General features: G+C 67.3%; 21 protein-coding genes. 10 read left to right on the forward strand and 11 right to left on the reverse strand.

Annotation, left to right across the window (positions count from 1 at the left end; genetic code table 11):
• Positions 1-78: 78 nt before the first annotated feature.
• A complete protein-coding gene (locus tag ON40_RS12905) occupies positions 79-1,632 on the reverse strand; it encodes a succinic semialdehyde dehydrogenase (protein WP_040822112.1) in 1,554 nt (517 codons plus the stop codon).
• A 116-nt stretch (positions 1,633-1,748) separates the two neighbouring features.
• Complete coding sequence (locus ON40_RS12910) at positions 1,749-2,378, reverse strand: LysE family translocator (RefSeq protein WP_051193045.1); 630 nt, start codon at positions 2,376-2,378, stop codon at positions 1,749-1,751.
• A 164-nt stretch (positions 2,379-2,542) separates the two neighbouring features.
• On the opposite strand from ON40_RS12910, the gene ON40_RS12915 reads away from it, so the two are divergent.
• The 3 genes from ON40_RS12915 to ON40_RS12925 are packed head-to-tail and all read left to right on the forward strand — an operon-like array spanning position 2,543 to position 3,913.
• On the forward strand, positions 2,543-2,962 hold the full coding sequence (locus ON40_RS12915) for a roadblock/LC7 domain-containing protein (RefSeq protein ID WP_040822114.1): 420 nt from the start codon (positions 2,543-2,545) through the stop codon (positions 2,960-2,962).
• Positions 2,959-3,333, forward strand: a complete 375-nt coding sequence (locus tag ON40_RS12920; RefSeq protein ID WP_040822115.1) for a DUF742 domain-containing protein — start codon at positions 2,959-2,961, stop codon at positions 3,331-3,333. The genes ON40_RS12915 and ON40_RS12920 overlap by 4 nt, the downstream gene beginning before the upstream one ends.
• Positions 3,334-3,337: 4 nt before the next feature.
• Entirely contained in the window at positions 3,338-3,913 is a 576-nt protein-coding gene (locus ON40_RS12925) for a GTP-binding protein (RefSeq protein WP_040822117.1), read from the forward strand.
• A gap of 45 nt (positions 3,914-3,958) precedes the next feature.
• On the opposite strand, the gene mtnC is transcribed toward ON40_RS12925, so the two are convergent.
• From mtnC to ON40_RS12940, 3 genes are read right to left on the reverse strand one after another with little or no spacing between them, the layout of a single operon-like run.
• Positions 3,959-4,648 (reverse strand): acireductone synthase, encoded by a 690-nt coding sequence (mtnC, locus tag ON40_RS12930; protein WP_040822119.1) that lies wholly within the window; start codon positions 4,646-4,648, stop codon positions 3,959-3,961.
• Positions 4,645-5,214, reverse strand: coding sequence for a 1,2-dihydroxy-3-keto-5-methylthiopentene dioxygenase (locus tag ON40_RS12935; protein WP_040822120.1), 570 nt, complete (start codon positions 5,212-5,214; stop codon positions 4,645-4,647). The genes mtnC and ON40_RS12935 overlap by 4 nt, the downstream gene beginning before the upstream one ends.
• A 2-nt stretch (positions 5,215-5,216) precedes the next feature.
• Positions 5,217-6,854, reverse strand: coding sequence for a bifunctional S-methyl-5-thioribose-1-phosphate isomerase/methylthioribulose 1-phosphate dehydratase (locus tag ON40_RS12940; RefSeq protein ID WP_040822506.1), 1,638 nt, complete (start codon positions 6,852-6,854; stop codon positions 5,217-5,219).
• A gap of 171 nt (positions 6,855-7,025) precedes the next feature.
• Between ON40_RS12940 and ON40_RS12945 the strand changes: the two genes are divergently transcribed.
• The 3 genes from ON40_RS12945 to ON40_RS12955 all read left to right on the forward strand — a co-directional run bounded on the left by ON40_RS12945 (position 7,026) and on the right by ON40_RS12955 (position 10,064).
• Positions 7,026-7,460: an NUDIX hydrolase gene (locus tag ON40_RS12945; protein ID WP_040822508.1), complete on the forward strand. Its 435-nt coding sequence runs from the start codon at positions 7,026-7,028 to the stop codon at positions 7,458-7,460.
• Positions 7,461-7,726: 266 nt separating this feature from the next.
• Positions 7,727-8,848 carry a nitronate monooxygenase gene (locus ON40_RS12950; protein ID WP_040822123.1) on the forward strand — a complete coding sequence of 374 codons (1,122 nt, stop codon included), beginning with the start codon at positions 7,727-7,729 and terminating at the stop codon, positions 8,846-8,848.
• Between the two features lie 454 nt (positions 8,849-9,302).
• Positions 9,303-10,064, forward strand: a complete 762-nt coding sequence (locus ON40_RS12955) for a dienelactone hydrolase family protein (protein ID WP_040822510.1) — start codon at positions 9,303-9,305, stop codon at positions 10,062-10,064.
• A 193-nt stretch (positions 10,065-10,257) separates the two neighbouring features.
• On the opposite strand, the gene ON40_RS12960 is transcribed toward ON40_RS12955, so the two are convergent.
• From ON40_RS12960 to ON40_RS12970, 3 genes are all read right to left on the reverse strand, one after another.
• Entirely contained in the window at positions 10,258-10,836 is a 579-nt protein-coding gene (locus ON40_RS12960) for an LppP/LprE family lipoprotein (RefSeq protein WP_040822125.1), read from the reverse strand.
• 176 nt (positions 10,837-11,012) lie between these two features.
• Complete coding sequence (locus tag ON40_RS12965; protein ID WP_040822127.1) at positions 11,013-11,453, reverse strand: SRPBCC domain-containing protein; 441 nt, start codon at positions 11,451-11,453, stop codon at positions 11,013-11,015.
• Positions 11,454-11,520: 67 nt separating this feature from the next.
• Positions 11,521-12,765: a KasA/KasB family beta-ketoacyl-ACP synthase gene (locus ON40_RS12970; protein WP_040822129.1), complete on the reverse strand. Its 1,245-nt coding sequence runs from the start codon at positions 12,763-12,765 to the stop codon at positions 11,521-11,523.
• A 39-nt stretch (positions 12,766-12,804) separates the two neighbouring features.
• Between ON40_RS12970 and ON40_RS12975 the strand changes: the two genes are divergently transcribed.
• Positions 12,805-13,392, forward strand: a complete 588-nt coding sequence (locus tag ON40_RS12975) for a TetR family transcriptional regulator (protein WP_040822512.1) — start codon at positions 12,805-12,807, stop codon at positions 13,390-13,392.
• Positions 13,393-13,662: 270 nt separating this feature from the next.
• Here ON40_RS12975 and ON40_RS12980 read toward each other — a convergent pair whose 3' ends face one another.
• Positions 13,663-14,118: a bleomycin resistance protein gene (locus tag ON40_RS12980; protein ID WP_040822131.1), complete on the reverse strand. Its 456-nt coding sequence runs from the start codon at positions 14,116-14,118 to the stop codon at positions 13,663-13,665.
• Between the two features lie 182 nt (positions 14,119-14,300).
• On the opposite strand from ON40_RS12980, the gene ON40_RS12985 reads away from it, so the two are divergent.
• Together ON40_RS12985 and ON40_RS12990 are read left to right on the forward strand one after the other, a co-directional pair.
• Positions 14,301-14,606, forward strand: a complete 306-nt coding sequence (locus tag ON40_RS12985; RefSeq protein WP_157186283.1) for a hypothetical protein — start codon at positions 14,301-14,303, stop codon at positions 14,604-14,606.
• 176 nt (positions 14,607-14,782) lie between these two features.
• Positions 14,783-16,150: a 2OG-Fe(II) oxygenase gene (locus tag ON40_RS12990; RefSeq protein WP_157186284.1), complete on the forward strand. Its 1,368-nt coding sequence runs from the start codon at positions 14,783-14,785 to the stop codon at positions 16,148-16,150.
• Positions 16,151-16,396: 246 nt separating this feature from the next.
• On the opposite strand, the gene ON40_RS12995 is transcribed toward ON40_RS12990, so the two are convergent.
• Both ON40_RS12995 and ON40_RS13000 read right to left on the reverse strand, forming a co-directional pair.
• Positions 16,397-17,440 (reverse strand): fused (3R)-hydroxyacyl-ACP dehydratase subunits HadA/HadB, encoded by a 1,044-nt coding sequence (locus tag ON40_RS12995; protein WP_040822519.1) that lies wholly within the window; start codon positions 17,438-17,440, stop codon positions 16,397-16,399.
• 145 nt (positions 17,441-17,585) lie between these two features.
• Positions 17,586-17,984, reverse strand: coding sequence for a winged helix-turn-helix transcriptional regulator (locus ON40_RS13000; protein ID WP_040822132.1), 399 nt, complete (start codon positions 17,982-17,984; stop codon positions 17,586-17,588).
• Positions 17,985-18,046: 62 nt separating this feature from the next.
• Here ON40_RS13000 and ON40_RS13005 point away from each other — a divergent pair, with 62 nt between their 5' ends.
• Entirely contained in the window at positions 18,047-18,886 is an 840-nt protein-coding gene (locus ON40_RS13005) for an NAD(P)H-binding protein (protein ID WP_040822134.1), read from the forward strand.
• Positions 18,887-18,946 lie beyond the last annotated feature (60 nt).

Here is an 18,946-nt window from a genome sequence, read left to right on the forward strand (position 1 = left end):
GTGCTGTGAGCGAAGCGCGGTCCGCGAAGGCCCGTCTCATGCGCAGATTCGACGCGATCAGGCCCGATGTGGCGTGGTTCAGCGTCCGGGCAGGAACCGGATGCTGCGGGCGATCGCCATCAGCGCGGGCTGCCAGGTGCTCTGCGGCAGCCCGAACGGCGGATCCAGATTCATCCAGCGCGTGGCCACCACACTCTGCGGTTCGGTGAATTTCAGCAGCCCGTCGGGACCGTGGCGGCGGCCCACGCCGGAAATGCCCATCCCGCCCATCGGCGCGGCGGTGGTGCCCCACGCCGGGGCGTACCCCTCATCGATGCAGACCGTGCCCGCGTGCAGGCGCTCGGCGATGCGCTGTCCGTCCGCGGTGCTCGCGGCCCACACACTGGCATTGAGGCCGTACTCGGTGTCGTTGGCGCGGGTGATGGCCTCCTCCACCCCCGAGACCGGATAGATCGACACCAGCGGGCCGAAGGTCTCGTTGCGGGCGCATTCCATCTCATCGCTCACCCCGGACAGCACCGTGGGTTCGAAGAACAGCGGCCCCAGATCCGGGCGCGCGTTACCGCCGGCCAGCACCGTCGCGCCCTTGGACACCGCGTCGGCGACATGTTTGGTGACCGTCTCGAGTTGCGCGGCCGAGATCAGGCTGCCGATATCGGTCGAGAAGTCGTATGCCGCACCCAGGTTCGCCGCGCGCACCGCCGCGACGAACAGGTCGGTGAACTCCGCGGCCACCGTCGAGTCCACATAGAGGCGTTCGATCGAGATGCACAGCTGCCCGGCGTTGGAGAAGCACGCGCGCACCGCCGCGCGAGCGGCCTTGGCCAGATCCGCCCCGCGCGCCACGATCATCGGATTCTTCCCGCCCAGTTCGGCGGAGAAGCCGATCAGCCGGTCCCCGCACTGGCGCGCGAGGGTGCGGCCGGTCTCCGAGGAACCGGTGAACATCAGATAGTCACACGACTGCACGATCTGGGTGCCCACCACCGCGCCCGGACCCGGGATCACCTGCAGCACATCGCGCGGCAGCCCCGCACGCAGGAGCAACTCCACATTCGCCAGCGCCGAATACGGGGTCTGGCTGTCGGGTTTGACGATCACCGCGTTCCCGGCCGCCAGCGCGGGCAGCGCATCACCGATCGACAGCAGCATCGGATAGTTCCACGGCGCGATCACCCCGACCACACCCTTGGGCCGGGCATGCACCCCGGCGCGGTTCAGCAGCGGGAACGCACCCCGCACCCGCTGCGGGGCAAGCAGTTTCGGCGCGACGCGGGAGAAATAGCGGGCCGCGAACATCAGGCCCATGATCTCCTCCTGCGCGGCCCAGCGGGCCTTGCCGGATTCGGCCTGGATCACATCCATCAACTGTTCGCGCTGCTGCACCACCAGCGCGCGATACCGGTCCAGGACTTGCGCGCGTTCGGCGGGCGGGCGCGCGGCCCACTGCTGCTGGGCGGTGCGGGCGCGCTCGACCGCGGCGGTCACGTCGTCGGCGGCGCCGACGGGCACCTCACCGAGCACCTGGCCGGTGAACACCTCGGTGATCGTGCGCGTCGCGTGAACCCCCGCGGAGTCGACCGCGGCGAATCCGGACAGGCGGGCGAATTCGGCGGGATCCGGTGCGGGCATGAACAGGCCTCCTACTTATGAGTAACCGCGCGATACGCACAATCTACCGCGCCGCGCGCCCACCGATCGCCCCTCACCCGGGCGCATCCGCGCCGGTTCCGGGGGTAATGCCGGATTCAGTTGCTCTGCAACGCTATTCGCACACCCAGCCCGACCAGTAGCGTGCCCATCGCCGCATCGATCACCTGCCGCACCCGGCGCCGGGTGAACACCCGGCGCAACGTCGCGATCCCCACCGCGAGCACCACGAACCACGCCAGGGTCACCACCGTGGCCGCCACCGCGACCTGCGCGGTGTCGGCCAGGCTCGGGGACGCGGGCAGGAACTGCGGCAGCAACGCGACGAAGAACACCGCCGCCTTCGGATTGAGCAGATTGTTCAGCAGCCCCTGCCGGAAACCCGCCCGCACCCCCACCGGATCCGCCGAAACCTGCTCGGCGGCAGTGTCATAGGCCCCGCGCCGCGCGGCCAGCAACGCCCGCACCCCCAGATAACACAGGTACACCGCACCGGCGAGCTTGACCACGGTGAACGCCGCAGCCGAGGCCGCCAACAACCCGGCCACCCCCAGCCCGCTCAGCACCGCCCACACGAACACCCCCAGCGCCACCCCGGCCGCCGAAGCCATGCCCGCGCGCCGACCCGAGAGCATCGCGTTACGCGTGACGATCAGGAAATCCGGGCCCGGGGACATCGCACCCAGCAGCATCGCCCCACCCACACCACAGACCTGCGCAATCGACATCACCGACCGAGTATACGAATCGCTGTAACACCGCAGTGCCCCAGACGTATTCGACAATTGCTGTCAAGAGTGCGGCCCGTGTCGGCCATTGTCCGTGGACCGGCCGCAACCTCGTCACAGAACGGTAATGTTGTGCCGAATCGCATGAGTCAGGAAGGCCGAGGATGACCATATCCAACGCAGGGGATCTCAACTGGCTGCTGGACGACCTCGTGGACCGCCTGGCCGGTGTGCGATACGCGGTGGTGCATTCCACCGACGGACTGGTGCTGGGCCGGTCCACCACGATGAGCCGGGAGGACGCCGAACACTTCGCCGCCATGTCCGCCACCCTCTACGGTCTGGCACGCAGCGCCGGAAGCCGTTTCGACGGCGGCGGAGTACGCCAGGCGGTCATCGAACTGGACCGCGCGGTCTTGTTCGTCACCGCGGCCGGAGACAACGCGTGCATCGCCCTGCAGGCCACCGACGACGCCAACCTCGGCATGGTCGCCTACGAGATGAACCTGACCGTGCAACGTCTCGGCAGCTTCCTGTCCACCGGCACCCGCGGCCCGATGCACGCGCCGCAGCGATCCTCATGACCCGCCACGGCCACTCGTGGTACGACGACGACGCCGGACCACTGGTGCGTCCCTACGCGGTCACCCGGGGTCGCACCGTCGGCGCCGGACACGACCTGGATATGCTCACCCTCGTCGTCACCCCCGAGGCCGCACCCCGGCTGCGGCGCACCGAACCCGAATACGCGGCCATCGTGCGGGTGTGCCGCGCACCGCAATCGGTGGCCGAGGTCTCCGCACTGCTCAAACTGCCTCTGGCGGTGACCAAGATCCTGGTCGGGGACCTCATCGGCGAGGGACATCTGACCTTCCGGGCACCGGTCGACACCGACGCCGGTCCCGGCGACCTGACCATCCTGCGAGCGGTCCTCGCCGGAATCCGAAAGCTCTGAACCCGTGACCGATACCCGAACCCTGGCCGCCTCGGTCAAAATCCTCGTCGCCGGTGGTTTCGGCGTCGGCAAGACCACCATGGTCTCCTCCCTCAGCGAGGTCACCCCGCTGCGCACCGAGGAACTGATCACCGAAATATCCACCGGCGTGGACGATCTGTCCGGCGTGGAAGCCAAGACCACCACGACCGTCGCGCTGGACTTCGGCCGCATCACCATCGACCACAACCTGGTGCTGTACCTGTTCGGCACGCCCGGACAGGACCGATTCTGGTTCCTGTGGGACGAACTCGCGCGCGGCGCGCTGGGCGCGATCGTCATCGCCGACACCCGCAGGCTGGAGAACTCCTTCGCCGCGATCGACTACTTCGAACGTCGCGGGCTCGTCTTCGCGGTCGCGGTCAACTGTTTCGACAACGCCCCGGTCTACACCCCCGACGAGGTCCGCGACGCACTGGACCTCGACGCGCAGGTGCCCGTCGTGCTGTGCGACGCGCGCGATCGCGGCTCGAGCAAAACCGTGCTGATGACCCTGGTACAGCATCTGATCCAGCGCGCCACCTCCGCAGGCGTGCGCTGACCGGCGGCAACCGGGGATCCGGTGACCCTCGAGTGCTGTGCGCGACTACCGGTCCGCGATATCGATCTCGGCGAACGAGCCGACCCAATGATGCGGCGGGCGCGGGGAATTGGGCTCTCCGGCCCGCGTGACACCCACCGCGCGCCAGCCCGCCGCCACGGCCGCGTCGAGTTCGTCGGGATGATCGGACACGAACAGGATCTGCGGTCCGCGCACCCCGATCGCCGAGGCGATCGCCGCATACGAGGCGGGTTCGCGTTTGGGGCCCGCGTTGGCCAGATCGAACCAGTCGCTGATCAACCCCGACAGATCCCCGCCGCGGGCGAAGGTGAACCAATCACGTTGATTGCGAACCGAACCCGAGGAATACACGTACAGTCGCGCACCCGCGCCATGCCACGCCCGCAACGCCGCCGGAGCGTCGGGGAAGAACTCCCCGTGCAAGGCGCCGGTGCGGAATCCCTCCCCGCAGATCAGCCCCTGCGCGGTCTTCAACGGCGCGGCCTTGACATCCGAATCGAGCCAGCCGCACAGGATCTCGGCGACCTCACCCGTGCCCGCGTCCGCGCGCCCGGACAACTCCCGCACCCCCGCCAGCACCGGCGCGGCCGCATCGTCGCGATGCTGGGCCAGCCACTGCGGCAACCGATCACGGGTGTAACCGTACAGATCCTCGCGCACCGCGCGCGTGGGGCTCGTGGTGCCCTCGATGTCCAGGACGATCGTGACGTTCACGCCGCGAGCAGCTCATCCAGCGTCGGGAAGCCCTCCCCGATCCGGTCACCGGTGAAATCGCCGACCCAGCCGTCCTTCTCCTCGAAGAACCGGATCGCCAGGAAATCCGGGCGCACACCCATATCGAACCAGTGCTTGGTGCCCGCCGGAACCGACACCAGATCCCCCGCCTCGCACACCACCGCGACCACCTCACCGTCCAGATGCAGGTAGAAACAGCCACGTCCGGCGGCGAAGAAACGCACCTCGTCCTCCGCGTGCCGATGCTCGGCCAGGAACCTCCCACGCGCCGCGGTGGCGGTCTGCGGCCACTGCGGGTCATCGTCGTCGGGGTGGATACGCGCGACATCGATGTGCTGATAGCGGCCCTCGGTATTGAGATCAGCTATGCGCGAGGCGTATTCGGCCAGGATGTCTTCGGTGGCCGCGCGCTGATCGGCCGGCAGCGGCCACCGGTCGAACGCGATGCCGCGCCGCGACAGCTCCGCCCCGATCACCTCCGGATCGGTGGTACGCAACACGACCTGCTCGGCGGCAGTATCGGACATCACTTGCAGCACAGTCATTTTCAGCTCCCTCTCGCAACCGACGGCACGCCGATCTCCCGGCGGCCGGTCAACGTCACCAGCTCACACATCGCCTCGAGACATTCGGCGCGATCGCGAGCCTGGGCCAGGCTCGCACCCCACGCGGTGATGCCGTGCCCGGCGATGAACAATACCGGCGGGAGCTGTGGATCCTCCAGCAGACGACGTTCGATCTCCGCACCGATCCGCGCGACGTCGGCATGATTGACCAGTACCGGCACTCGCACCGAATCGGTCGCCCCGAGCCCCTTGATCAGCTCATAGCCGCTGAACCGCAACGCATCCTGGCCCGCGCTGATCGACACGGCAGTGGCATGCGGCGGATGCACATGCACCACCGCCGACGCGCCCGTGGCACGGTAGATCGCGGTGTGAATGGCCGTCTCGGCCGAGGCCCGACGATCCCCGGCCAGATGCGCCGAATCAGCGACCCGCACCCGCACCATATCGCCCACGCCCAATTCCCCCTTGGACAATCCGCTACCGGTGATCACCGCGGAGTCATCGACGCGCACCGAGATGTTCCCCGCTGTGCCCGGCATCCAGCCCTGCGCGTACAACTCGCGCGCGATCGCCGCGATCCCTTCCCCCGCAACGGTTTCCGCGTCCGGCTCACTGCTGTATCCCACATCGTTCCCGCTGATGTGGACCACGCCGTTCTCGGTGACCACGGCGGTGACCAGATCCGGCGGAGTCACATCGAACGCCGGATTGAACACCGCGGTCCCCGCCGGAGCCGTTGGGACACCGGCGATTTCGGTGATCTCCGCGGCCGCGCGTTCCTCCACCACGATCTGCGCGCCGGTCGCGGTTCCCGGATCCCGGGTGGATTCCGGCGCGACCACCACGAATGGGATCCCGTGCCGCGCCGCCGCCAGAGCCAGGGCGTAGGTGCCGATCTTGTTCGCCACCGCACCGTCGGCAGTGATGCGATCCGCGCCCACCAGCACGCAGTCCACCTGCCCGGTCGCGATCGCCCACGCCGCCGCGGAATCGATCGTGAGCCTATGCGCGATACCGGCCTCGGCCAGCTCCCACGCGGTGAGCCGCGCGCCTTGCAGCAGCGGACGCGTCTCGTCCACCAGCACCGACTCGATCGCTTCGCGCGCGGCCAGCGTCCGGATCGCACCCAGCGCGGTACCGAATGCGGTCGTGGCGAGCCGACCGGTATTGCAGTGCGTGAGCACCCGCAACGGGCGATCCGGGCACAACCGCTGCACCAGATCCGCGGCATGTTCGGCCGCGGCACGATTGACCCGCCCGTCCTGTTCCAACAGCGCGTGCGCCTCGGCCAGCACCGCCCGCGCACCATGCGGCAGTTGCGCGAACGCCCGCTGCACAGCCCAGGACAGATTCACCGCAGTCGGGCGAGCCGCCGCGATCCGCTGCGCCTCGGCCAGCACCGCCGCCTCATCGCCTTCATGCGCGAACGCGGCCAGAGCCACCCCGAACGCACCCGCCACCCCGATCGCCGGAGCTCCCCGCACCGCCAGCGTGGCGATCGCGTCGATGACCTGATCGACCGTGGTGATCCGCAGCCACCGCAATTCCCCGGGCAACGCCCGCTGATCGATGACGACCAGCGCGCCCCGATCCCACGAAATCGAACTCTCACCCATCCGCGCGAACACCCTCAGACCCGAACCCGACAACCTCGATCAACCGTATCGAACCCGCACACACCCGACCCCGCCAGGTTTGCGCTCACCCCGATCACTACGACGGCCGCGATGATGAACCGCGCCCGCGTTACCACCACGGCCTCGAAGGCGGCCGGTACTGTGCTCGGCATGCGCACCGAGCCGACCGCACTGCTCATCGACACCGTCGCCTGGGTGCTGATCGAGGACGGCCGGATCCTGTGCGCGCGCCCGCGAGGCAAGGACATCTTCTACATTCCCGGCGGCAAACGCGAAGGCGCGGAAACCGATCCGCAGACCCTGCTACGCGAGATCGATGAGGAACTCACCGTCGCACTATTGCCGGACACTGTCGTCCACGTGGGCACCTATGAGGCCGAATTACACGGTCCCACACCGGGTTCGGTGCGCATGGCGTGCTACACAGCCGACCATACCGGCGCCCTGGCGCCCAGCAGCGAGATCGCCGAGATCGCGTGGTTCACCTACCTGGACCGCGATCGTGTCCCGCCGGTCGATCAGCTGCTGTTCGACGATCTGGTCGCGCGCGGCATGCTGCCCGCGCGACCGAACCTCAGCTACTGATCCCACCCTGCGCGCATTCGATTCCGCACCATCGGTGCGTTCGTCACGCCGTCGACCAAACTAGAACGAGTTGCGAGCGAATTTCAGTGCACGATTGTTTCCTGAAATCCTCGGATAAATAGTCTATAGAGGCATTTGACCGCCCGTAATCCGATCCCCCCTCTCGATTTGTGTACTCCGAGTCGCTAGCCTGAATATGAAACGTGTTCTAGTGTTATGCGGCGAGACTTTCCAGCGCCGGAAAACCAGAGGAGTACTTCAACGCCATGCGTACCGAGATCTGCGAACGACTGGGCATCGACGTTCCCATCTTCGCCTTCACCCACTGCCGTGACGTCGCCGCCGCCGTGAGCAACGCCGGCGGGATCGGCGTGCTCGGCGCGGTCGGATTCACCGCCGAGGAGCTCGAGGTCGAACTGGCCTGGCTCGACGAGCACGTGCAGGGCGTCTACGGCGTGGACCTGGTCATCCCCTCCAAATACGAGGGCAAGGGCGCGGACGGGCTGAGCCCCGACGAGCTGGAAGCCAAACTCGCCGAGATGGTCCCCCAGGGCCACCGCGACTTCGCCGAGAAGCTCCTCAACGACCACAACGTCCCGCACCTGCCCGAAGGCGAGCACCACCACCAGCTGCTGGGCTGGACCGCCACCACCGCGGGCCCGCAGGTCGAGGTCATCCTGCGCCACCCCAAGGCCAAGCTGGTGGCCAACGCGCTGGGCACCCCGCCCGAGGACATCGTCAAGCAGGTCCAGGATTCGGGCCGGTTGATCGGCGCACTGTGCGGTTCGGTCAAGCACGCGCTCAACCACAAGCGCGCGGGCCTGGACTTCGTGGTCATGCAGGGCACCGAGGGCGGCGGGCACTGCGGTGAGATCTCCTCGCTGGTGCTGTGGCCGCAGGTCATCGACGCGATCGGCGACCTGCCCGCCCTCGCGGCCGGTGGTATCGGCAACGGCCGCCAGATCGCCGCCGCGATGGCCATGGGTGCGGCCGGAGCGTGGACCGGCTCGCTGTGGCTCACCGTCGAGGAGGCCAATGTGCCGCCCGCGCAGATGCAGTCCTACATCGATGCCACCAGCCACGACACCGTGCGCTCGCGCTCGTGGACCGGCAAGCCCGCCCGCATGCTGCGCAACGACTGGACCGAGGCGTGGGAGAACCCCGAGAACCCGGACCCGCTGCCCATGCCGCTGCAGATGATGGTCGCGCTGGACGGCGTCAAGCGCGGGCACCGCTACCCCGAGGCCGCCAAGGACGTCAACTTCAACCCCGTCGGCCAGGTCGTGGGCCTGATGAACAAGGTCGAGCGCACCTCGGACCTCATGCAGCGCCTCATCGAGGAATACCTCGAATCCTGCGAGCGCCTGAACAAGCTCAACAACGGCTGAGTTCCACACCCGCACAACGCGATTGCGCCGCCCCCGGATGCCGGGGACGGCGCAATCGGTCGTTTACGGCCCCGATCCCGCCGGATAGGCATGTGGGTCCCGTGGCGCGAAAAGTCGCGCTGAGCCCGACTGCACGGGGGCGGGTTGACCGATTCGAGTGAATGCTCAGCGTTGTTGCGGCGCTGATTGTTTCATGAGCGGCTGTGCGGGATGAAGGTGTCGCGGCCGGTGCGGAGTTCAGAGTTGACATCGAACCTGTCCGGTGAGCTACGGTGTGAGGCGATGACTACCGGGACGGCGTTGCGCCACACACGGATGGGTTACCCGGTGCTGTTCTGAGCGCCGCGCGGGCCGGTGTCGGCCCGCTCGTCGATCCAGGATCCTGCCGTATCGCGCGGGCCCCGCCTTCGTCGTGTTGATCACCGAACATCAACTACGACAGAAGGATTCAACGATGACTGCAACGCACGGTAAGTCCGTCGACCTCCGGACACCCGACGGTGTCGCCGACGCATACATCACCTCCCCCGACGACGGCGCCGCCCATCCGGGCGTACTGGTGATCCAGGACGGTTTCGGACTGCGGCCCGGCCTGCGATCACTGGCCGATCGCATCGCCGCCCACGGCTACACCGTCCTGCTGCCGAACGCCTACTACCGGCACGGCCGGGCGCCGGTGATCGAACTGCCGGACTTCATCGACCCAGCGCAGCGGCCGGAGATCTTCGAGCGGGTGTTCCCGATGATCCGCGAGCTGACCCCGCAGCGCGTGCGTTCGGATGCCGACGCCTACCTCGGGTGGCTGGCAACCTCGCCGCAGGTCACCCCGGGCAAGGTCGGCCTCGCCGGCTACTGCACGGGTGCACGGCTGGCGGTCTTGGCCGCCGCCATGTTCCCCGACCGAGTCGCGGCGGTGGCCGGATTCCACGGCGGACCGCTCGTCACCGACACTCCGGACAGTCCACACCTGAGCGTCGGAAATATCACCGCGGAGCTGTATTTCGCCCACGCCGGGAACGACGACCACATGACCCCCGAACACATCGACCGGTTCGACAAGGCGCTCACCGCCGCCGGCGTCCGCCACCGCACCGAGGTCTACCAGGGAGCGCAACACGGCTTCACCCAGGCCGACACCTCCGCCCACGACCCCGACGCCGCCGCCCGGCACTACCGCGAACTGCTGGCCCTGTTCGACCGCACTCTGCGCCGGTGAGTCAGGAAACCCACCACGGATCCCGACCCCGCCCGTCGGCCACAAGTCGGCGGCCGGTCATGCAATCCCGCAGCACTCGCAGTCCGCCACCTCGCACATGCGGGCACCGGCCCGGCACGCGACAGCGACCAGACCAGTGCGGCCGAGGCGAAGCGCCTCGAACCTCGCGCACCCGGGACGGTCGAGAACCGGATCAGTGCGGCGGGTTGCCGATCATCACCACATGCGTTCCGTCCCAATGGAACTTGACCTGGGTGTTGGTCCCGTCGGAGCAGGCGTTGCAGCTGCCCGGAGTCTTGTAGCTCAACGCCACCGTGTCATCGGTGGTCGCGGCCGGGGCCAGCGAGGTGAACCCGTACGCCTTGGACGTCGCGGTGCCCAGATAATGCCCGGAATGGAACATCAGCGCCTGATTCGGTGAGCTGCCCGTCGCGCCTTTGATCGAGATGATCGCGGTGGACAACGTGGCGCACGGATTGAAATTGCCCTCGATCGAGGCCGGATTCGTATCCCATTGCGCATGGGTGACCGGTTCGACCGGCTGCTCGGCGATCGCGGCGCGAACGGTCGGCGAGGACAGATCGACCCCGCACTTGATCAGCGGGGCGCCCGCGGTCGCGACCTGCGGATCCGGCGAATTCGCCTGCGCCGCAGCGGAGGTGGGCGGGGTGGCCGCTTGATCGGCCTTCGTGCTGTCACTGCTGCCGCAACCGGCCAGCAGGCCCGCGGAGACGACACTGACAAGGACGGCAACGCCGGTGGATCGGAGCACTATCGGTGACCTTCCGTCGGTTCTTCGTGCACGAATGTCATTACCCCGAGCAGCGCAGAGTATTCTGCACCGCCGCGGGCGCCGTACAGACTCGAATTCCCGGGCCCGCACGATCCGGTCGAGAAAAGCCCCTGCGCCACAGCCGATTCGACCCGATCACGCCAGGGAACGCACGTTCAGGCGAGCTGGACGGCGCGCTCGGCCACCGCGGCGGTCATCGCGCCGAATCCGCGCCGCAGCGCCCCGCCCATCAGACCGGTCACCACCGGCAGCAGCCAGCCGCCGAGTTCGAAATGCGAGTCGTAGCGGCAGCGGTCCGCACCCAGCGGAGTCAGGGTGTGCGAGCGTTCGCTGTGCAGCGCGCCCAGCGGAATGGGCTTCATGCAGTAGGTGAATCCGGTCTGCGGGGTGACCGAGCGAATGTATTCCCGCTGCGTGCGTTCCCCCGAGCCCAGCAGCCGCACCCGCATGGTGATCGGCGCGCCGGGCTCGAGGGTCGACTCGGCCGAGACACAGAACGGATTCCACTCCCGGTAGCGCGGGAAATCGGTCAGCACCCGCCACACCACCTCGGCGGGAGCATCGATCTGCACGGTGTCATCGATCACGAAGGCCATGCCGGAACAATACTGAAACAAGTTCTAGACAGTGGGTGCGGGTGCGCGACCGGCGCACCCGCACCGCTCAGGCGCGCCCGACCGCCAGGGACACGTTGTGCCCGCCGAAACCGAACGAGTTGCTCAGCGCATACGAGATGTTCTGCTCCCGGGCCTTGCCGTGCACGATGTCCAGTTCCACACCCTCGTCGGGATTCTCGAAATTCAGTGTGGGCGGGACGATTCCATCGCGCACACTGCACACCGTCAGAATCGCCTCGAGCGCGCCGACCGCGCCGATCGAATGCCCCAGCGCGCCCTTGGGCGCGTACACACTCACCTCGGGCGAGACCGCGGTGATCGCATTGGCCTCCGAGGCATCCCCGACCGGGGTGGAGGTCGCGTGCGCGTTGATGTGCTCGATATCGGCCGGAGTCAGCCCGGAGAATTCGATCGCCTTACGCATCGCGCGCGCCGAACCCTCGCCCTCGGGCTGGGTGCCGGTGATGTGATAGCCGTCCGAGGTGATCCCCGCGCCCATCACCCGGCCGTGGATCTGCGCGCCACGCGCGCGAGCGAACTCCTCCGATTCCAGGATCACCAGCGCACCGGCCTCACCGAACACGAAACCGTCGCGGTCGCGGTCGAACGGGCGCGAGGCGCGGGTGGGTTCGTCGTTGCGGGTGCTCATCGCGCGCATCATCGCGAAGCTCGCGATCGGGATCGCCTCGATGTATCCCTCCACGCCGCCCGCGATCGCCACATCGGCCTCACCGGTGGCGATCAGCCGCCACGCGTGCGCGATCGCTTCCGCGCCCGAGGAGCACGCCGAGGTCGGTGCGTACACGCCCGCCTTCGCGCCGAATTCCAGGCCCACGCGCGCCGCGGAACCGTTGGGCATCACCATCGGCACGGTCAGCGGATGGATCTTGCGATAACCCCCGGCCTCCATCTGGTGGATGGCGGTGTGGATGGTGTCGCCGCCGCCCAGGCCCGTGCCGATCGCGACGGCCAGGCGCTCACCGTCCACATCGGGTTCACCGGCCTCCTGCCACACCTGGCGGCCCAGCACCAGCGCCAACTGCTGCACATAGGAGTGCCGGCGTAGTTCGATGCGGGTCAGGTGCTCACCCGGTCCCTGCTTCAGCTTGCCGCCGATGCGGACCGGCAGATCGTATTTGGTGACGAATTCGTCTGTGAGCGGGCCGATTCCGCTCTCGCCGGCCAGCAGGCCAGTCCACGTGCCGGCCAGATCCGGGGCCAGGCTGGTCGTGGTGGTCATGCCGGTGACGACCACATCGCGTCGCGAATGTGAAGCAGTTGTTACACCCATGGCGTCATGGATACCTGTACCAAGCGCTACAGTCAACCGGTGCCACGCCCTCTCGACCAGGCCCGCCGGGCCGCTCTGCTCGCCGGAGTCATCGCCTACATCGGTGATCACGGACTCATCGAACTGTCCCTGCGCCCCTTGGCGGACTACCTGGGCACCAGCTCACGCATGCTGATCCACTACTTCGGCAGCAAGGAGCAGATGCTCATCGCGGCCCTGGAAACCCAGCGACCCGATATCGCGGGCCTGTTCGCCGGAGTCACCGACATCGATATGCTCCGGCGCCGAATGATCGAATCGTTCTGCGTGAACACGACCAGCGACTGGGTCACCAGCACCGGCGTGCTGATGCAGGTCCTGGGCGTGTCCACGGTCCCGGCCAGCCCCTTCAGCGACTACGCCAACGACGCGGTGCACATCCTGGTCGACGCCCTCACCGAAGTCCTGCACACCCTCGACCCACACATGCCGGACCCGACATCCACCGCCACCGTGCTCGTCTCGGGCATCCGCGGCCTCCTGCAGGACCGCCTGGTCACCGGCGACACCACCCGCGTTTCCAAAGCCGCCCGCCTCCTGATCAACCAGTGTCTGCCCGCGGCCGGCACCCGCCCTTCCGGCCCCTGAGCGCCCGGTGCCCGATCCGGCCATCACAGCCACAGCCCGAATCTCACTGCCGCACAGCGCCGTTGCCTCGAACAGCCATCGCCCGCCGATCCGGCCGCATCCTCGTCGATGATCGTCATCAGCCCGATGTCCGACGGCAAAGGTCCCACAGCCGGCCGAACGTCCCGAGTGTGCCTGACCGCCCCGCGCGACACACAGTTCGCCCCCGGCTCATACGCTGCCCGCCGTCCTGTCGGGCTCGCCGTCACGGTTGCCCGGGAGTAGTTGGCGTCAGCTGACCGCTTGCGGCACCCGCTTCCCTGCGCCTGGCTGCTCCTGTACCTGGAACCGGATGAGGTATCCGTCGGGATCGGCGACCAGGAACTGTTGGACTCGCACTTGTTCGTCGTCACCGATGCGGTACCACTTCGTTTCCGGTGACATGAAGAGTGGGTAGTTCGCTCGGCGTAGTGAGAAGAGGATCGGTGCAAGATCGGGCACCGTGATCTGGAAGTTGATTCCGCGCACGAATGGCCGGTCGAGTGGTGCGGTGATCCAGTTCCGGCCGAAGCCGCGTTGTTCGAGCATGATGTGTGCGGTGCCACGGGAGAGGTATGCGAAGCCCTCTTCCACGCGCTGATAGTTGATCTCGAACTCGCAGAGCCCGCACCAGAACGCGATGCTCCTGGATGTGTCGGTGACCAGAAGCTCGGGAACGAGAGCGGGTTCGGTTGCGGCGCAACTCATGTTGACATGCTGCCAGATCCTTCAATCGGCATATACCGGACGTGATGGCGCAGACAGGACTGCGCAGCGGCGCGCGTTCGGCCGATGAACGCTCGGGCGCTGCGACCGGGCCGAACGATCCGATCAGCTGCGTCCATGACGCCCTACGTACACTGAATCCGGCACGAGGACAGGGGGATTCGATGAAAGTGGACTGGGCGGGACAGGGGTCCTGGGGTGTGCGGATGGACTGGGGGCCCGCAGGCGCAGAGGCCCTGGCACCCGGCAGCGCGGTCGTCGTAGTGGTCGACGTGCTGTCCTTCACCACGTCGGTATCGGTGGCCGTGGGGCGTGGAACCCAGGTGCTGCCGTACGCGTGGCACGACGAACGCGCTCAGCGGATGGCCGAACATCACGATGCCCAACGTGCTGTTGCACGCTCGAAAGCCTCAGCGCGGCAACCATGGTCGCTGTCCCCGGCCGCTCTGCGGCACGCGCCCGCACGATGACGCGCTGCGAGACCTGAGCAGTCCGATCAGCTCGGCCATCGCGTGAATACGATTGCCGCCGGTGAAAGTATTGGCCTGCTCGCGGTTGAACATTGGCGCGCGGGTGACGTTCACGGCGTGCCGCAACCTCTGACAGGATGCTGGGGATTGCCGCGCGGCAAACTTGGGAGACGGGGATGACGGACAAAACTTTACGGGCCATCGGGGAGTTCCTGAGGTCGGTGCGGCCGCCGGGGTCCTTCGTCGCCTGCCGTACCGCCTCGGCCGGGGATCTGGCGATCGAGGTGGAAGGGATTGGTGCGCTCGGGTTTCCGGTCACGCCGGTGCAGGCGCTGAAGTTGCGCAAGATCGCCCGCCCGGCCCGTTACGGACTGGGCGAGCAGACGCTGCTGGATCCGAGTGTGCGCGATACCGGGGAGATTCCCCGCGAACTCGTCACCATGGACCAGGACCGCTGGCGCCGCGGGTTGGCGCCGATTCTGGATGCGCTGCGGTTCGATCTGGGTCTGCCGCCCGATTGCGAGCTTTCGGCCGAGTTGCATTCGATGCTGGTCTACGGACCGGGTCAATTCTTCCGGCGGCACCGGGATTCGGAGAAGTCCGACGGCATGATCGCGACTCTGGTGGTGACGCTGCCGTCGACTTTCACGGGCGGCGAGCTGGTGGTCGAACATCACGGTGAGCAGGTGATCGACCACGGCTCGCCCGACGAACTCGGCCTCGTCGCCTTCTACACCGACTGTGAGCACGAGGTACTGCCGGTGACCCGAGGCAGTCGAATCTCGCTGACCTACAACCTGATTGCCGGCCCACGCGCCGTCTCGATCGCCGATACCGGCGCGGCGGACCCGGCCGTCGCGGCGCTGGCCGAACAGCTGCGCGAGCACTTCGCCACACCGGTACCGGATACGACCTGGCGCGCAAGCACCGATCCTGCGCCCCTGCACCGACCGGACCAGCTCGTCTACCTCCTGGATCACCAGTATTCCCAGCGCGGATTCGGGTGGGATCAGCTCAAGGGCGCCGACGCGGCCCGCGCCGAGGTTCTCCTCGCCGCAGCCGACAGCGCGGGCTGCGACACGGCCTTGGCCCTGGCGGAGGTGCAGGACAACCACAGCAGCGAAGACCTCGCGGACGAGTTCTGGATGTGTGGCCGACGGCGCCGCTGGGAACGCATCGACGGCAACTGGGAACTCGTCCAGGACGAGTGGGAGCCCAACGAGTTCACCGAGGACGGGCCACTGGAAGAGGAACGTGCCGAAGGCTCCCTGCCCATCGACCATCCCGACCGGATGACACCCGAGGAACTGAACAAACCCAGCTCACAGCTCACGTTGACATGGTGGATCGACCGAGCGGGAGAAATCACGGGACCAGTAACCCGAAAGGTCTCTCCCGCCGAGATATGCATCGACACAACGGAAGTGGACCTGCAGCCGTTCGCCGTCGAATCCGAGGGGTTCACGGGCAATGAGGGCAACACGGTGGATCGCTGGTACCGGCGCGCAGCCATCGTCGTGCGGCCCGGGAGCGCACCCGCGTAACCTTGCCGGCACCGTGCCGCGTGGTCATCAGTCGCGGCTGCGGCCGCGGAACAGCACCCCGCGAGAAGGCAACCGTGCGCGGGAGAAATTGTCGGGTCGGCAGATCTTCGTCGATGCGGTGGATCGCTCCGACCACGAGCCCGTGACGCGCAGCCCGGACGGTGCATCTGTTCGCCCCGGGGCTCGTAGACGGCCAAGCCGCGCAAGCCCCGGGGCCGCAACAACCCGAAGGTATTGCGGCGCCGACTATGCCAGACGCACGTTCGCAGTGGTGAGGCCGAAAACCTTGCGGCCAGCCGATTTCGCGACGATGACGACAACAGCGGTCCTGGTGTCGGGATCGACCGACTTGACGCGACCGGTGAACTCCACGCTTCCTGCGGAGGTGGCTTCGATCGCCGCGTAATTGGACAGCCGGACACCGTATCTGATGAGCGCGGCCGGATCGCCGAGCCATCCGGTGACGAATCCGGCGCCCAATCCCATGGTGAGCATCCCGTGAGCGATCACATCCGGGAGACCCGCCAGTGCGGCGACTCCGTCGTGCCAATGGATGGGGTTCGCGTCGCCGGAGACCCCGGCATAGTTCACCAGATCTCCGCGGGTCAGCTTCACCGAGCGAGCGGGAAGCTCGTCACCGACCGCGACGTCCTCGAATCGCAGCGCGGTACGCGGCGCACGGGTGCGCGAGACCGGCGAAAGACGTGCGGCGGTCTCGGAATCCGGATCCGTCACCAGCAACCCGTCCGCATCGGCGGCCACGGCTGCGGTTCGGGGAGTCGTGTCGAGCCCGCTCATGATGACGCGCTCGATCCGTTCGCTCAGGTCGGCTTCGACGTCCTCGCTGGTGAGACCGAGGACTGTGGTGTGCATGATCTGCACGACGTCACCGGACCGGTCCAGGAAAGTGTTGGTGATGGTGAGCAGATCCTTGCCCGCGACACGACGCACCGCAGACAGCTCCACATCGCTGACCAACCGGTCGCCGGTGTGCACGGGGGCGTACATCTCGAAAACCTGATCGGTCTGCACGACCACGTCGTAGCCGGTCATGACGGTCCCGAGCAGCCTGCGGTTGGCCAGCATCGCGACGGTGGAGATGAACGTGGTCGGCGCGATCAGACCGGCGTATCCGAGCTCACCGGCAGCAGCCTCGCTCCAGTGCGCCGGGTGGAAGTCCTGTACCGCTCGCGCGTACTCGCGGATCTTCTCCCGCCCCACCTCGTAGTAGTCGTCCGCTCGATAGCGATACCCCACCAGCCCAGCCACATCGAACGCCGCTTCCACCAAAGCCACTCCTCTGTCCGGGATTTCTTCGACACTCGTCACCGAGACCGGCAGCACCGAATTCACGAGTGAAGCCCCACCTTAAACCGTGCTCACCGAACTCTACGAGCAGGCCGCCGCGCAGGGCAGGCACGGCCGTGGGATGAGGTCATCGGGGCTGGCGGTCGAAGTGGCGCTGGGCGGTGACGACTTCGACGGTGTGCTGCCGGATCCAGTCCAGGAACTGTTGCAGCGATTCGGTCAGGCCCTGGCCGAGTGGGGTGAGTGCGTAGCTGACCCGAGGTGGGGTGGCAGGCTCGACCGTCCGCTCGACCAGACCGTCACGCACCAGGGTGCGCAGTGTCTGCGACAGCATCTTCTCGCTGATTCCGCCGATCCTCGCGTGCAGTTCGGAGAACCGCCGTGGCCCGCCGCCCAACGCGGCCAAGATCAGCGTGCCCCACCGGCTGGTGATGTGCTCGAGCACTTCACGCGCGGGGCACTCACTGTTGAATGCGTCACTCACGCCCTGCCAGGCGTCATGAGCAGCCTGCGAACCTACCTCCACGCTCGGAGCTTACCTTGGGGTATGTCCTTTCGATAAGTTAGCCACAGGCTTAGGTTGCTGCCATGGTCACAGTCGTTTTCGGAGCCAGAGGCAATGTCGGTCGTCACGTCGCGGCGGGCTTGAGATCGATGGGCGAGCAGCTTCGCCTGACGAGCAGGACACCAGATGCTGCGGGTCTGCCAGCTGGATCGCAGGTCGTCGAAGCCGATCTGGAGAGCCCTGAAACCCTGCCCGCCGCACTCGAAGGCGCGCAGCGGGTTTTCCTCTACGCCAAGCCCGAAGGGATCGACGGCTTCGTGGCGGCGGCCGAGGCAGCCGGTGTGCAGCACGTCGTCCTCCTGTCTTCCGGGTCCGTGGTGCACCCAGGCGCCCCGCGCAACCCGATCGCCCAGGCACATCTCGCCGTCGAGTCCGCTCTCGAAAAGTCCGCTCTGGCATGGACATTCATCCGGCCGGGCATGTTCGCCACCAACACGCTGTGGTGGTGGCAGAAATCGATCCGCGATCAGGGCCTCGTGCGCGTGCCATATCCGGACACGCGCACGGCACCGGTCCACGAGAAGGACATGGCTGCGATCGCAGTGACCGCCATGACCCAACCGGGTCACCACCACCGCGCCTACACCGTGTGGGGACCGGAGTCGCTGTCCATTCGCCAACTGCTGCAACACATCAGCGCGGCCATCGGTCGCGAGATCACCCTCGAGGTGATTTCGGACGATCAGGCACGCACCGAACTCGCCAACACCATGCCATCCATCGGCGTCGACGCGGTCCTGGCCGCATGGCGGGCTGGAACAACGACCTCTCCGCAGGTGTCGACAATCGTTGCGGATGTCACCGGCCGCCCCGCGCACACCTTCGCGCAGTGGGCGCAAGATCACGCGAGCGACTTCCGATGAGCATCTCCCACTGCTCGCCAGTCCGAATCGCCTGCCCTGGAACGTAACTGGCGAGGCAGG

Source organism: Nocardia jiangxiensis NBRC 101359 (assembly GCF_000308615.1).
GTDB lineage: Bacteria > Actinomycetota > Actinomycetes > Mycobacteriales > Mycobacteriaceae > Nocardia > Nocardia jiangxiensis.

Coding starts and splice junctions, on each gene's coding strand:
- ON40_RS12935 (WP_040822120.1), bottom strand. CDS start 5,214: ATGACTGTGCTGCAAGTGATGTCCGATACTGCCGCCGAGCAGGTCGTG.
- ON40_RS12955 (WP_040822510.1), top strand. CDS start 9,303: ATGACTGCAACGCACGGTAAGTCCGTCGACCTCCGGACACCCGACGGT.
- ON40_RS12920 (WP_040822115.1), top strand. CDS start 2,959: ATGACCCGCCACGGCCACTCGTGGTACGACGACGACGCCGGACCACTG.
- ON40_RS12990 (WP_157186284.1), top strand. CDS start 14,783: ATGACGGACAAAACTTTACGGGCCATCGGGGAGTTCCTGAGGTCGGTG.
- ON40_RS12965 (WP_040822127.1), bottom strand. CDS start 11,453: ATGGCCTTCGTGATCGATGACACCGTGCAGATCGATGCTCCCGCCGAG.
- ON40_RS12950 (WP_040822123.1), top strand. CDS start 7,727: ATGCGTACCGAGATCTGCGAACGACTGGGCATCGACGTTCCCATCTTC.
- ON40_RS13005 (WP_040822134.1), top strand. CDS start 18,047: ATGGTCACAGTCGTTTTCGGAGCCAGAGGCAATGTCGGTCGTCACGTC.
- ON40_RS12915 (WP_040822114.1), top strand. CDS start 2,543: ATGACCATATCCAACGCAGGGGATCTCAACTGGCTGCTGGACGACCTC.
- ON40_RS12945 (WP_040822508.1), top strand. CDS start 7,026: ATGCGCACCGAGCCGACCGCACTGCTCATCGACACCGTCGCCTGGGTG.
- ON40_RS12970 (WP_040822129.1), bottom strand. CDS start 12,765: ATGGGTGTAACAACTGCTTCACATTCGCGACGCGATGTGGTCGTCACC.
- ON40_RS12940 (WP_040822506.1), bottom strand. CDS start 6,854: ATGGGTGAGAGTTCGATTTCGTGGGATCGGGGCGCGCTGGTCGTCATC.
- ON40_RS12980 (WP_040822131.1), bottom strand. CDS start 14,118: ATGAGTTGCGCCGCAACCGAACCCGCTCTCGTTCCCGAGCTTCTGGTC.
- ON40_RS12985 (WP_157186283.1), top strand. CDS start 14,301: ATGAAAGTGGACTGGGCGGGACAGGGGTCCTGGGGTGTGCGGATGGAC.
- ON40_RS12910 (WP_051193045.1), bottom strand. CDS start 2,378: ATGTCGATTGCGCAGGTCTGTGGTGTGGGTGGGGCGATGCTGCTGGGT.
- ON40_RS12905 (WP_040822112.1), bottom strand. CDS start 1,632: ATGCCCGCACCGGATCCCGCCGAATTCGCCCGCCTGTCCGGATTCGCC.